Annotated in this window: 11 protein-coding genes; 5 read left to right on the top strand and 6 right to left on the bottom strand. The window is 42.1% G+C overall.

Going from position 1 to position 14,579, the window contains the following annotated elements:
• Nucleotides 1-3 precede the first annotated feature (3 nt).
• Together AACQ38_RS00800 and AACQ38_RS00795 are read left to right on the top strand one after the other, a co-directional pair.
• On the top strand, nucleotides 4-1,314 hold the full coding sequence (locus AACQ38_RS00800; protein ID WP_011147972.1) for an inosine/guanosine kinase: 1,311 nt from the start codon (nucleotides 4-6) through the stop codon (nucleotides 1,312-1,314).
• 1,122 nt (nucleotides 1,315-2,436) lie between these two features.
• Nucleotides 2,437-3,048, top strand: coding sequence for a LysE family translocator (locus AACQ38_RS00795; protein WP_113024580.1), 612 nt, complete (start codon nucleotides 2,437-2,439; stop codon nucleotides 3,046-3,048).
• Between the two features lie 412 nt (nucleotides 3,049-3,460).
• On the opposite strand, the gene ybaL is transcribed toward AACQ38_RS00795, so the two are convergent.
• Together ybaL and AACQ38_RS00785 are read right to left on the bottom strand one after the other, a co-directional pair.
• Entirely contained in the window at nucleotides 3,461-5,167 is a 1,707-nt protein-coding gene (gene ybaL, locus AACQ38_RS00790) for a YbaL family putative K(+) efflux transporter (protein ID WP_011147969.1), read from the bottom strand.
• A gap of 241 nt (nucleotides 5,168-5,408) precedes the next feature.
• The gene (locus tag AACQ38_RS00785) at nucleotides 5,409-6,626 is read right to left on the bottom strand and encodes an MFS transporter (RefSeq protein WP_011147968.1); all 1,218 of its coding nucleotides are present in this window, start codon (nucleotides 6,624-6,626) and stop codon (nucleotides 5,409-5,411) included.
• Nucleotides 6,627-7,016: 390 nt separating this feature from the next.
• Here AACQ38_RS00785 and ushA point away from each other — a divergent pair, with 390 nt between their 5' ends.
• Nucleotides 7,017-8,675, top strand: a complete 1,659-nt coding sequence (gene ushA / locus AACQ38_RS00780) for a bifunctional UDP-sugar hydrolase/5'-nucleotidase UshA (protein ID WP_165577190.1) — start codon at nucleotides 7,017-7,019, stop codon at nucleotides 8,673-8,675.
• A gap of 61 nt (nucleotides 8,676-8,736) precedes the next feature.
• Here ushA and ybaK read toward each other — a convergent pair whose 3' ends face one another.
• Both ybaK and AACQ38_RS00770 read right to left on the bottom strand, forming a co-directional pair.
• Entirely contained in the window at nucleotides 8,737-9,213 is a 477-nt protein-coding gene (ybaK, locus tag AACQ38_RS00775; RefSeq protein WP_011147966.1) for a Cys-tRNA(Pro)/Cys-tRNA(Cys) deacylase YbaK, read from the bottom strand.
• Between the two features lie 200 nt (nucleotides 9,214-9,413).
• Nucleotides 9,414-10,226 carry a TraB/GumN family protein gene (locus AACQ38_RS00770; RefSeq protein ID WP_011147965.1) on the bottom strand — a complete coding sequence of 271 codons (813 nt, stop codon included), beginning with the start codon at nucleotides 10,224-10,226 and terminating at the stop codon, nucleotides 9,414-9,416.
• Nucleotides 10,227-10,406: 180 nt separating this feature from the next.
• Between AACQ38_RS00770 and AACQ38_RS00765 the strand changes: the two genes are divergently transcribed.
• Complete coding sequence (locus AACQ38_RS00765) at nucleotides 10,407-10,724, top strand: type II toxin-antitoxin system PrlF family antitoxin (RefSeq protein ID WP_011147964.1); 318 nt, start codon at nucleotides 10,407-10,409, stop codon at nucleotides 10,722-10,724.
• 126 nt (nucleotides 10,725-10,850) lie between these two features.
• Here AACQ38_RS00765 and copA read toward each other — a convergent pair whose 3' ends face one another.
• Complete coding sequence (copA, locus tag AACQ38_RS00760) at nucleotides 10,851-13,586, bottom strand: copper-exporting P-type ATPase CopA (protein ID WP_165577189.1); 2,736 nt, start codon at nucleotides 13,584-13,586, stop codon at nucleotides 10,851-10,853.
• Nucleotides 13,587-13,727: 141 nt separating this feature from the next.
• Here copA and cueR point away from each other — a divergent pair, with 141 nt between their 5' ends.
• Nucleotides 13,728-14,129, top strand: coding sequence for a Cu(I)-responsive transcriptional regulator (gene cueR, locus AACQ38_RS00755; protein WP_165577188.1), 402 nt, complete (start codon nucleotides 13,728-13,730; stop codon nucleotides 14,127-14,129).
• Here the strand turns inward: cueR and AACQ38_RS00750 are convergent.
• Nucleotides 14,123-14,578, bottom strand: coding sequence for an NfeD family protein (locus tag AACQ38_RS00750; RefSeq protein ID WP_011147961.1), 456 nt, complete (start codon nucleotides 14,576-14,578; stop codon nucleotides 14,123-14,125). The two genes, cueR and AACQ38_RS00750, sit on opposite strands and share 7 nt — an antisense overlap.
• Nucleotide 14,579 lies beyond the last annotated feature (1 nt).

Here is a 14,579-nt window from a genome sequence, read left to right as displayed (position 1 = left end):
AAAATGAAATTCCCTGGTAAACGTAAATCAAAACACTATTTTCCCGTCAGTCTGCGTGATCCTTTACTCCAGCCAATTAAAGAGATGATGGATGGTGAGAATAACCGAGCTTATATCGTTGGTATCGATCAGACATTAGTGGATATTGAGGCGAAAGTAGATGAAGATTTTATCCAGCGCTATAACCTCAGCCAGGGGCATTCATTAGTTATTGAAGATGATGTAGCTGAAACCCTGTATAAAGAACTTACTGATAATAATCTTATTAGCCACGAATTTGCTGGTGGCACTATTGGTAATACTTTACATAATTACTCAGTTCTTGCCGATGATCGTTCCGTCTTACTGGGCACTATGTGTAGTAATATTCAGATTGGCAGTTATGCTTACCGCTACTTATGTAACACGTCTAGCCGTACTGATCTGAACTATTTACAGGGAGTGAATGGGGCAATTGGTCGCTGTTTTACGTTAGTAACGGAAAATGGTGAGCGGACTTTTGCCATTAGTCCTGGGCAAATGAATCAACTTAAACCGGAAAGTATTCCTGAGAAGATTATTGCTGAAGCTTCTGCTTTGGTATTAACTGCTTACTTGATTCGTTGTAAACCGGGAGAACCAATGCCAGAAGCAACCATGAAAGCTATCGAATATGCGAAAAAGCATAGTGTACCTGTGGTTCTGACGCTAGGGACGAAATATGTTATTGCTGATGATCCACAATGGTGGCGTGATTTTCTGGTTGAGAATATTTCTGTTCTGGCAATGAATGAAGATGAAGCTTATGAGCTTACGGGTTTCAGTGATCCACTATTGGCTTCGGATGTGGCACTAGATTGGGTCGATTTAGTTTTGTGTACCGCAGGTCCGGCTGGATTATATATGGCAGGTTATACGGAAAAAGATTATATGCGTCAGACAACCCATCCATTGTTACCGGGTGCTATTGCTGAATTTAACCGTTATGAGTTCAGCCGTGCTATGCGTAAATCTGATTGCCAAATCCCGATGAAAGTTTATTCCCATATTGAGCCTTATATGGGGGGACCAGAAAAAATCATGAATACTAATGGGGCAGGTGATGGTGCTTTATCTGCTTTGCTGCATGATATAACGGCCAACAATCACCACAGAATGAATGTGCCTAATTCCAGTAAACATATGCGTACTTATCTAACATATTCATCGCTTGCTCAGGTATGTAAATATGCCAACAGAGTTAGCTATCAGGTATTGAGTCAGCATTCCCCACGATTAAGCCGTGGTTTACCCGAAAAAGAAGATAGTTTGGAAGAATCTTACTGGGAACGGTAATTTTAAAATTTCGGCACCGTATAAATTAATAAGGTGCCGAAATTTAGCTATAAAATCATTTATTAAGATTGTAAATGATAGTTAGAGTTTATTTTATTAATAGCAATGATTTTTCGTCTAATTTATAAAATGAAAAGTATATTTATATATCTGTTTAAATAAATTGAAATAATATTCAAAAATGTCCTAGAATAGAATATTTATATCACTCAGATAGCAATAATATGCAAATAAAATTTTCTATTTATTTTTTATATTTAACTTATGTTGTTGTTTTTTATATAAAAATTTCGCGTATCGGCACATTTATAATATAGCTATACCCTATGGATTTCAAGATGCCTCGCGACGGCAAGGGAACGAATCCCCGGGAGCATAGATAACGATGTGACCGGGGTGAGTGAGTGCAGCCAACAAAGAAGCAACTTGAAAGATAACGGGTATAGATACCGCTAAAATCACCCATCCGATTCATACTGATTTGATTATTTACCTAATTTTTCTATTTATTATAATAGGGATTAGCTAAAGGAAGAATTTGGACTAAAATCACAATTTTTAAAAATCTTGGAACTGATTTTTCAATTGTTGATTTTACTAATTATAATCAAGATGATTGGCTAGAGAATACTCCTTTATTAGTAATATACTGAAATGATATTCTTTATATATTGAAATGATATTAGTTATATATGGATTGGGGCTGCTATATTCTAGAAATAGCCATTGGGCTGATACGGAGTTTCATATTTTTGTATAGTATTGATATGTGGATTAGTATTTTTTGATACTAATTCCGATAGCGAAGTTTTAGCTATGATTGATAACTTAGAAGGATCATTTAGCGAAATAGTTTTTGTTTTCTGTAATTATTTGAATTTGTGGCCTATATTAGGACAGGTTTTATGTATCTTTTATTATTGAATTGGAGTTATTGAGATTATTAACATTTGAAGAAAAGATGAAGCTAATAGCTATTAAGTGAAAGTAATGGTATTTAATGACCGTAACTTATTATTGTTAATTTAAAGAGAGGAAGGAGCATGATGAAATTTTTTATTAAAAATTTCCTATTATATTTCAAATAATTAATTATTATGTATAACAGCCGCTGAGGATACTATGAATAGTTACTACGATTATATAAGAATTGCCAGTATGGTGAGTATGGTCTTAATTATGCCGGGACCAACAAATACTCTTTTAGTATCATCTGGATATTCACATGGTTTTATTAGTACACTCAGGCTGATATTAGCTGAGGCATTGGGTTATATAACAGCAATTAGTTTGTGGGGGTTATTTTTATCTACAGTCTCTCATGTTTTCGTATGGTCACTGGTCATCTTAAAGATGTGTGCTTCGACATACATTGCTTATCTGGCTTTTAAAGTTTGGCATTTCTCATTAGACAAGAACGTAGCAAAAATCCATTTTATCACGGTATTATTTGCCACATTGCTGAATCCTAAGGCTTTTGTGTTTGCTACATATATATTTCCTCTTACTGCATTTACTTTGTGGTCAGAATACATTCCATGCATGACGGTTTTTGTTTGTGCACTATTACCCATTTCCTTGATTTGGGTGGGGGTTGGGAAAATACTATATGTAGGAAAGTTGGGAAAAGGAATTTTAAAACCCGATTTGTTTTATCGTCTTGCTTCTTTAGTGTTATGTGTTTTCTCTGTTTCAATGTTTTACACGTCAATGAAAGGTGTTTTATATCTTTGACGTAATCGAATGTTTGATATTGCGCCCTCCCGACTGATTGGCTTTTTCATTAATAGTCTCATTAAGCTAATCGTGGTTGAGGGTAGCTTGGATTGTATAGAGTTTCCTTGTTGTAGTTGGGTAAATACCATGATCATGTTAAGTAACGCTAAAAATTCAATGTATGGTATTTACCCTTCCTATTAATAAAAAAATATTTACCTCAATAGGTTGCTGAATCTTGTCTTGAATGGGCTAAGGATTAATTGATAATCCGATTGATTTTTGTTGTACAGAATTGAGTAAAGCGATACTTCAACTGAACATTTTGTCCCCTCTGAGCCGTTCTTATCACCGATACTTAAGTGATAAAAACGGCTCATGATCCTTACTTGGTAGGGACTAGAGAATGATTCATCAGCAGTCGCTTTCCTCAAAGTGATGGTGAAAAAGGCGATGCTGGAGGGGGTTCAATCGAATAGCTTTGCTCACTGTTGGCGAATACAGTTGCCATTGTTTTAGCAATTTCATGCTCACCAATAATGACGTGGCTAGCTCCACGCTCTGTGATATAGGTAACTTCATCGTCATAGTCGGCTCGGACGATAATATTAATATCCGGGCGTGCTTCTCTTGCACAGGCGACAATCTCACCGGCTTCATAGCCATTAGGAATAGTCAGTAGGAGGGAGCAGGCGCAATCCAAGCGAGCCAGTGACATAATATCTTTGCTGGCAGCGTTACCCATGACTGCACTAATACCTTGTTCACCGAGTTCCTCAAATTTGGCTCGGGTGTTCTCAATAACAACCAGAGGGATCTCTTTTTCCTGCAAGCGTTGGCATAGCAAGCTGCCGACCCGCCCGTAGCCGACAACAATAGTGTGGCCGCAGATATCGACAGGAATCTGCGTCTCTTCTTCCAACGTTTCTTCCAGTAACTGCTCCTCAATGGTTTCTGTTTTTTCCAGATAGCGATCTAACAGACTAAATAGAACTGGGTTTAGCATGATAGAAACAATCGCGCCAGCCAGAACAAGGTTACGGGCATTTCCATCAAGCAGGCCGAGTGCAACCCCAAGACCGGCTAGAATAAAGGCAAATTCACCGATTTGTGCCAGACTGACTGAAATCGTCAATGCGGTCCGGCGTGAGTGGCCGAACATCTTAACGAGTAACATTGCAGCGGCGGACTTACCAATAATAATGATTGCCAACGTTGCCAGTATCGATAGTGGTTGTTGAATGAGGACCATTGGGTCGAACAGCATACCAACAGAAACGAAGAACAATACGGCGAAAGCATCTCTGAGTGGCAGCGTATCTTGGGCGGCACGGTGGCTTAGTTCTGATTCGTTTAATACCATACCGGCGAAGAACGCCCCTAGTGCGAATGAGGCATCAAACAGAGCAACGGCACCGTAAGCGATACCCAAGGCGATAACCAGTACGGCAAGGGTAAATAGCTCCCTGGAGCCGGTACTCGCGGTTTTTGCCAATACCCACGGGATTAGACGGCGGCCAACAACAATCATCAGCAAGATAAAAGCGATAACTTTGCCGACTGTCATGGCAAGTTCCATAATTAGCTGCCCGATATTGGCTTCCTTATTACCAAGAATACCGGCAGCCGCGGGCAGTAATACCAGAGTCAGCACCATCGCCAGATCTTCGACAATCAGCCAGCCGATAGCTATTTGACCTCGTTGGCTATCGATGAGTTGGCGCTCTTCTAGCGCTCGTAACAGAACAACGGTACTGGCGGTTGATAGACAGAGACCAAAGACGATGCCGCTAAATAATTCCCAACCTAGTATTGCTGATAGCCCTACTCCGAGTAGTGTCGCGACCAGTATTTGCGCAATAGCGCCGGGGATAGCAATGGATTTTACGGCTAGCAGATCTTTAAGTGAAAAATGCAGTCCAACACCAAACATCAATAAGATGACACCAATTTCTGCCAGTTCGGGGGCCAGTGATGCATCAGCGACAAAACCAGGAGTGAAAGGACCAGCGAGGACTCCCGCAGTAAGGTAACCAACCAGCGGTGAGATTTTCAGGCGTTGTGCCAGCATACCAAGCAGATAAGCGATAAAGAACCCGCCAACGAGAGTGGTGATAAGTGGTGTCGAGTGCTCCATTAAGACTCCTTCTTGCTGAGGCTAGTAAATAGCATAGTGAAGAGGTAGGTGTAACTGTATTTTATAGATAATTCGAGGTAAATTCGCTAAAAAAATGAATAAAACATCAAAAAATATGGATTGAAAGGATTAAATTACCCGTAACAGGTATTTGTGTTGCTCTATTTGAATATTTATGAGGTAAATAAGCACTATTCCCACATAAAAAGTAAATTTTATGTGGGGTTGTATGGTGCTTTTCCTAGTTCTTATCTTCTATATTAGGTAATAAAGCGGTAAATATGCCAAGTAACGGCAGAAAAGCACAAATCTGATAAACCAGTTCAATACTTGTTCTGTCCGCAATATCACCAAGTACCGCTGCGCCAATACCTCCCATACCAAAAGCCAGCCCGAAAAACAGGCCGGATACCATCCCGGTTTTACCTGGAATAAGTTCCTGAGCGTATACCAGGATCGCAGAGAATGCAGATGCCAGAACCACACCAATAATCACTGATAGAATACTTGTCCAGTACAGAGAAGCGTAAGGCAGAGCTAATGTAAAAGGTGCAACTCCAAGGATAGATATCCAGATAACATACTTTCTGCCGATCCTGTCACCAAGCGGTCCACCAATAATGGTTCCTGCTGCAACTGCGAATAAAAAAATAAACAGATGAAACTGGGCGCTTTGTACGGAAATGCCAAATTTGTGTATTAAGTAAAAAGTATAATAGCTACTGATACTGGTGAGATAAAAATATTTGGAAAATATTAAGATGAGCAAAATAACCAAGGAACCTATCACGGTTTTTCTTGATAAAACTTTAATGGCTGGGCCAGTTTTGGCTTGATTTTTCTTGATATAATTCTGAACGTTATACCATTTACTGATCTGTAACAGCACAATGATACCCAGTAATGCGGCTAGAGAGAACCAGCCAACGTTGCCTCTGCCATAGGGAGCAATAAACAGAGCGGCTAGCAAAGGCCCAAGGGAGCTGCCAAAATTACCGCCGACTTGAAAAAGAGATTGAGCTAATCCGTGGCGACCACCGGATGCCATACGCGCTACGCGCGACGATTCCGGGTGAAATACTGAAGAACCTGTTCCGATTAATGCCGATGCTAATAGAATTAACGGGAAATTGTTGGCGTAGGCCAGCAGTAATAGACCGGATAAGGTGAAACTCATTCCAACAGGTAATGAATAAGGCTGTGGATGTTTATCAGTATAGAGACCTACCAGTGGTTGTAATAAAGAGGCGGTAATCTGATAGGTCAGGGTAATCATACCGATTTGCACAAAACTTAGGTTAAATTCTAATTGTAGTAAAGGATAAATCGCCAGAATCAGCGATTGGATCATATCGTTCAATAAGTGTGAAACACTGATTGCCCCAAGAATAGTAAAAACGGTATTCCTGGTTTTTTTGGGGTGAGATGGAACTATGGTGGTATTACTTTGTTCGCTCATATTTGCTGCCAACCTGTCTTAATCAATAGTCAGTATATTGGTTATTCGTTGAATTTTAATACATATTAGGCAGAGAGTTGATTTTTTACTATCTTGGATATAGTTTTATAGTACACTCGCGAAGACGAAATAAAACATGTTCTATACCCTATGGATTTCAAGATGCATCGCGGCGGCAAGGGAGTGAATCCCCGGGAGCATAGCAAACTATGTGACCGGGGTGAGCGAGTGCAGCCAACAAAGAGGCAACTTGAAAGATGACGGGTATAAATATCTAATAACTGCATAACATACATAACCTGTCTCAAGAAATGATCAATTTATCCCGCCTTGTTAGCTTTAAAAGCTGTTTTTGCATGGCAATTCACTAAAAAAACATGGAGATATACCATGAAACTCTCGTTCAAGACCTCAGCTTGTGCTTTGGTTGTATCTATAGCACTACTTCCAGCAATCGCAAATGCATGGGAGAAAGACAAAACCTATGACATTACCATTTTGCACACCAATGACCATCATGGTCATTTTTGGCATAACGATTATGGTGAGTATGGCTTAGCCGCGCAAAAAACGGTAGTTGATGAAATCCGTCAAGAGGTCGTGAAAAAAGGGGGGAGTGTGTTACTGCTTTCCGGCGGAGATATAAATACCGGTGTACCAGAATCTGATTTGCAAAATGCCGAGCCTGATTTTAAAGGTATGAATTTGGTGGGCTATGATGCAATGGCGTTGGGTAACCATGAGTTTGATAATCCTCTGTCAATACTGCGTCAACAGGAAAAATGGGCAACTTTTCCATTTCTGGCTGCCAATATTTACCAGACAAGCACCGGCAAACGTTTGTTCAAGCCTTATACCATTTTCGATAAGCAGGGTGTAAAAATTGCAGTTATTGGCCTGACGACTGATGATACGGCGAAAATCGGTAACCCGGCTAATTTTCCTGATGTTGAATTTCGTCTTCCTGCGACAGAAGCCAAAATGGTTGTTGAAGAATTAAAGAGAGATGAAAAGCCAGATGTGATTATTGCCGCAACCCATATGGGGCACTATGACAACGGTAATCATGGTTCTAATGCGCCGGGTGATGTTGAAATGGCTCGCAGTTTGCCTGCGGGCTATCTGGATATGATTGTCGGTGGCCATTCACAAGATCCGGTCTGTATGTCCGCGGAAAATAAAAATTATAAGCAGATTGATTATGTGCCAGGAACCCCATGTTCGCCAGATCGTCAGAACGGTACCTGGATTGTTCAGGCTCATGAGTGGGGTAAATATGTTGGTCGTGCTGACTTCCAGTTCTGTAATGGTGAATTGAAGTTGACTCACTATCAGTTGATCCCTATTAACCTCAAAAAGAAAGTGCAGAAGGAAGATGGTTCTACTGAACGTACTTACTACACTCATGAAATTGCACAAAACCCGGATATGTTAAAGTTGCTGATGCCTTATCAAGATAAAGGTGATAAACAGCTTGGTGTAAAAGTGGGGTCTGTTGAGGGTAAATTGGAAGGGGATCGCAGCAAAGTTCGTTTTGTTCAGACTAATATGGCTCATGTTGTTCTTTCTGCCATGATGGAACGCGCGGACGCTGATTTTGCGATTATGAGTGGTGGTGGTATTCGCGATTCGATTGAATCAGGTGATATCACTTATAAAGATGTGTTGAAAGTGCATCCATTTGCCAACACATTGGTTTACGTTGATATGAAAGGCAATGAAGTCAAACAATATCTGGCGGCGATTGCTAATATGAAAGTTGACTCTGGTGCTTATGCACAGTTTGTGAATGTTAGCCTGATTGCTGATGGTAAAAGTGTTAAAGAGGTAAAAATCGGTGGAAATCCATTAGATCCGCATAAAACTTACCGCATGGCAATGCTTGACTTTAATGCTATTGGTGGTGATGGCTATCCACGTGTTGATAATTATCCAACCTATGTCAACACCGGTTTTGTTGATGCAGAAGTTTTGAAAGACTATATCGAGAAGCATTCACCACTGAAAGCGGCTGATTATGAGCCAAAGAGTGAAATTATTTATCAATAATCCCTGACAGAATGATAAATCGAAAGGGCTGCAATTTTAGCAGCCCTTTTTGGGTAATAATTTAAGTTTTTGCAATATCAGCAAAGTTGCCTTTCACCAACCTACAGAGATCAGCCGACGCCAATTCAATATCTAACCCTCGTTTACCACCAGAGACAAATATAGTTGAGAACTGTTGCGCTTGGTTATCAATAACCGTTGGCAAGTGTTTTTTCTGTCCTAGCGGACTGATCCCGCCGACGAGATACCCTGTTACTTTCTGGGCGATTTGGGGATCAGCCATTTCTGCTTTTTTGACTTTAAAAACTTTGGCGACCTTTTTTAAGTCCAGCTCACTTGAAACGGGGGTGACGGCTACCACCAAATTTTTAGCCTCACCATTAAGTGCAACCAGTAAGGTCTTGAATACTTGCCTGGCATGGAGTCTTAATTTCCTCACTGCTTCATCACCAAAATTATGTTCATTTGTGTCGTGCTCATAGGCATGAAGAGCGAAGCTAACTTTCTGTTTTTCTAACAAAATGATCGCAGGTGTCATAATTTCATTACATAGGGTAATTTTATAATTAAGGATAACGGATGAAATGGAACGATGGAATTGATAATCTGACTATGGCTCTGTTGCTTGTATACAAACAGGTAATATCCCGTACTTAATAAGAACAACGAAAATGACAGATTATTCCTCATATGATTGGCCAATATTATTATAGCAATGTAGGTAATATTGGCCTTTTTTTAATGCTGTTTTTCTGCCAGCATCTTGGGCAAATTTCCTTCACCATACAGATGCAAAACACCAACCGCAACGAGGTATCGACCGGCAGGTAATCCCCGTAAATGTTTATTCCATTGTTTATTACGTTCAGTCATCAATAGTTGGTATATCTCTTTACTGAAAGTTGTTGGTAGAGCATGTTCTTGCTGTTTAGGTTGATAGTCCATCCACCAACTGATCATGGTTTGTAAAGCACGGGCATTTGCGTGCCAATGGGTTAATGTATCTTCTAATAGTGGCAGGCCGTTATTGGGAATTTGATTAAGTAAATTAATTTGTGATTCAGTACCTTCTAGTTCAATAATCGTTTTTCCTAGAGCTTTGGCTGCATTTAGTAGCTGATAATCGATACCGTATTGGGGATGTAATCCAAGGTTTTGTGCTTGTCCAGCTTGTAAAATTAAAGCGATTTGCCATGAGGGCAATAGATTGAGGAATTCTTCTTGCTGTTGGATTTCATTGCAACAGTCCTGAAAGTTCTGATACATCTCAGAAGATAAACGTTGTTCGATACGGTGATATGATTGAAACTCATCATGAAATGGGGAGTCTGCCTGAGTAATATCTGCTTCCACGATTAATGTATCGGATTGATTAAGCTGTTCTATCAATATTTCTGAAAGTGGGAACATATTTTTCGTACCCATATGAATACTGCCTACCAGATGCAAATGTCTATCACCTGCCAGTGTAATATCGTGAGCAGGATAGGGATAACGGTGGAGGGCATTGATTCCTAATATATTGGTAAGGTGTTTAATCAGTCGTCCCATTTGAGCTCCGGTTTAGCATTTATTCTTTAGGCTAACTATTTTTTCAGGTTAATATTACAACTGTATCTCTATCCATTTCTATTGAATGTTCTTTTACTACTATTCAGTATACAAGGAGATTTTATTTGGCCGCTGTATTTACTTTTCTAGTTCTTTGAAAATGGTAACTAGGGGTTTGTTATGTCAGATATTTATGAGCTGGTAACATTGATTCCTAAAGGTCAGATCACGTTACCTTGGTTCATCCGTCAGGTATTGAGTGTTGATACCGGTAGCACATTGGTATTTGAGTTGCGTAATGGTGAGGTTGTTGTGACTAATGTAAGCGTTGAATACGAAGACCAGTTAATTGGGGCATTCCTTGACTTGCTGTCTGCCGACATTCAGGTCGGGTACCATGTGAGTGATTTACCTAAGGAATTGGACGAGGCTATGCAGCACAATACGGGGCACGTTATCGATCTGAATGAAAACATTGTCGGAGATGTGATGATTTGATGCAGTAACGTGGATGGACATTGCTATATGAAAAAGTGCTGGGGTAGAAGTGTAAAATGCGATCATGGATATGCATTTTTACGATTCACCCCAACATCATTAAAGCAGACTTATTTCTTTAGTGATTCAGAACTTAGGCTTAAACCTCAGTAATCGATTAGCATTACTCACTACCGTAATTGAAGAGAGCGCCATTGCCGCACCTGCGACTACCGGATCTAACAGGGTTCCAGTAAAGGGATAGAGCACACCAGCGGCGATCGGAATCCCCAATGTGTTGTAGATAAATGCGCCTAATAGGTTCTGTTTCATATTGCGCAGAGTGCCTTTGGATAGCTCAACCGCATCAGCCACGCCATGTAAACTATGGCGCATCAGCGTTATTGCGGCGGTTTCAATGGCGATATCACTACCACCACCCATTGCAATGCCCACATCAGCTTGCGCTAGGGCTGGAGCATCATTAATACCATCCCCCACCATAGCAACTTTACGACCTGCTGCTTGTAGTTTCTTAATCGCCTCAGCTTTGCCGTCAGGCAATACACCTGCGATCACTTGATCAATACCCGCTTCTTTGGCAATCGCGTTGGCAGTCACTGGGTTATCACCGGTTAACATCACTAAACGGTAGCCTTGGTGATGTAATCGCTGCAATGCAGTCATAGTATCTTCACGCAGTGGATCGCGAATAGATAGCACTGCCGCCGCTTGACCTCCTGCTGCCAGAAGAACCGGTGTGATGCCTTGTTCTGCCTGTTGAGCAATCAACGATTTTAATTCTTGCGTATCAATTTGATTTTGCTCTAGCCAAGCTTGATTACCTAGCAACAAGGTTGTGCCATTCACTTCACCGCTGATACCGAGTCCAGCCAGAGTGCGGAATTGTTCAACTTGCGGCAACGTCAGCCCTTTGGTTTTGGCAAGAATGGCTTTGGCTAATGGGTGGTTAGAACCTTGTTCCAGTGCGCCAGCCCACCGCAATACTTCTTGTTCACTGTACCCATTAAAAGTATGGATATCAGTCACTTGAGGCATACCCTCTGTCAGCGTACCAGTTTTATCGAAAACAAGGGTATCCAAGGTGCTGGCTTGTTGCAGCGCATCCGCGTCTCGCACCAGTACCCCGAATTCTGCTGCCCGGCCGACACCAGAGATAATTGACATAGGGGTTGCCAACCCAAGGGCACAGGGACAGGCAATAATCAACACAGTGGTAATAATGACCAATGAATACATAATCTGTGGTGCTGGCCCAACGAAATACCAAATAGCGCCGGCAATCAGGGCAATGGCGACAACAACAGGAACAAATACGGCGGAAATTTTATCTGCTAACTGACCGATTTCGGGCTTACTACTTTGTGCCTGACGGACCAGTTTAATAATTCGAGCTAATGTTGTCTGGCTGCCAACCACGGCGGCAGTAAACAGCACTGTACCGTCTTGCACCGTCGTACCGGCATGAATGTTATCGCCTTTGATTTTTTGCTGTGGAATCGGCTCACCGGTGAGCATTGCCTCATCTATCCAAACCTCACCTTGAATGATTTCACCATCAACGGGAACACGATCACCGGTTGTCAGACGTAACGTCATGCCGGGTTTGACATCAGCCAGCGGTATCTCTTTTTCGCCATCTTCTGTCACCACACGGGCAGTCGGTGGTGTCAGATCCAGCAGACGCTCCAGTGCTTTTGAAGAACGCTGACGGGCACGCTGTTCCAGAGCATGCCCCAGGTTTATCAGACCAATAATCATCGCGCTGGCTTCATAATAGAGATGACGGGCTTGTGGTGGAAAAATATCTGGCCATAGGTTGACACTGATGGAGTAAAGCCAGGCTGCACCCGTTCCCAATGCCACTAATGTGTCCATTGTCGCACTGCCGTTTTTCAGGCTTTGCCACGCATTACGATAGAAGTGACCACCGGCAAAAATCATCACGGCAAGCGTGATAACGCCAATAGTCAGCCAGATATGATGGTTTTCAGGTGTGAGCATCATATTATCGCCCATCATGCCCCATACCATTACGGGAATACCGACGACTAAGGCTAATGCTGACTGCCAACGAAAACGGCGCATATTAGCGTCAGAAACTTGTTGCTGGCGTTCACGCCGCTTAGTTTCGTCCTGAATCAGTTCTGCGTCATACCCGGCTTTTTCTACTGCTTTAATCAGTGCCTCTGGTGAGGCACTGCCAGTAATTAAAGCGCTGCGTTCAGCAAGATTCACTCTGGCATTTTCCACGCCGTCAACACCTTGTAATGCTTTCTGAACTTTATTCACGCAACTGGCGCAAGTCATGCCATCCAACAGCAACTGGATGCTCTCATTGCTGTCACTCACAACGGATACGTCAGCTTTTTCGACCGGAACAGAGGAGGTTGCCGCTGCCAAAGGTTCCGGTCTGTTTGAAGCAGGTAATGTCAGCGGCTCAGATTTTGGGGAGTTTTGACCAGAAGCGAGTTTTGCATGGTAACCCGCCCGCTCAACAGCGGCAATCAAGGTATCCGCATCGGCTTTACCGTAAACTTTAGCTTTTTCGGTATTCACCTCTGCGGCGATAACACCATCTACGGCCTCCAGCGCTTTACGTGTCGTACCTGCACAATGCATGCAACTCAGTCCAGAGAGTGTCAGTTCAACATCGGGTTGGCTGGCAATCATCGCATCGTAACCGGCTGCTTGAATGGTTTCGATTAATGATTCAGTAGAGGCTTTACCGATGATTTTGGCATAATCAATTGTAATATCCGCCTGTTCCACATCTGTACGATTTGCTAGTGCCTTTTTCACACTGTTAACACAGTGCATACAGGAGAGTCCCTGCAAGGTTAAAATAGTTGTGTATGACATAAAAAACTCCTAACACATAGTGATGTAATTATTCTTCATACCTGTGTGATAATTGGTGATGAATATCTACACAGTTCAAGTGAGTTTCTGACTTGTTGGGGAGGTTAAACCTTCCCTCAAGGGTAAGGTCAAGGGGAAAAAATGAACATTAGTGAGATTGCCCAAAAAACCGGTCTTACCAGCAAAGCTATCCGGTTTTATGAAGAAAAGGATCTGATTACACCGCCGGAAAGGGGGGATAACGGCTACCGTTATTATCAGCAGAAACATATTGATGAATTAACACTGTTACGTCAGGCAAAACAGGTCGGTTTTACGCTTGATGAATGCCGTGAGTTTTTAGTGTTATTTCGCAACCCCAATCGTCATAGTGCTGATGTAAAAGTGGCAACATTGCATAAAGTGGCTGAAATAGAAAAGGCGATTGAAGAGTTGCAGAAAATGAGAAGTAAATTGTTATCCTTAGCGGAAGAGTGCCCTGGAGATGACGGGGCTGCATGCCCCATCATAGATCACTTATCGGGTTGTTGCTCTCATCACTGAGAACTGACCGGTTTTACTTTCAGGGTAATGCCATCAACAGCGATCACTTCTACTTCGGTGTGGGCTGGTAGTTCACTATTACAGTGAACTCGCCAGCTTCCATCAGCTAGTTTGACCCGGCTGTAACCATTTTCAGTATCGGTAGTCAGTTTGGCTCGGATACCGATGAGCTGGTGCTCTTTCTGGTTCAGGGTATCGCCGCCTTTTGATGGGCGGCGACGTAACCAGTAGCGCCATAGCATTGCAGAAAGCAGCGTCAGAGTGGCAAACAAAATGCCTTGCCATTCCCAATCTATTCCTGGTAGCAGCCAGGTGACAAACGCAACAACGATAGCGGCTATGCCCGTCCATAACAGATAGCCGCCAGTTCCCAGAAGCTCTGCAATTAACAGTAAGCCGCCGAAAGAGAACCAGAGCCAAGGAGTTTGCGCCGCAATCTGTGCAATCATG

It is taken from the genome of Photorhabdus sp. RW14-46 (genome assembly GCF_963887965.1).
Classification (GTDB): domain Bacteria; phylum Pseudomonadota; class Gammaproteobacteria; order Enterobacterales; family Enterobacteriaceae; genus Photorhabdus; species Photorhabdus laumondii.
This window is presented reverse-complemented; position numbering and strand designations above follow the sequence as displayed.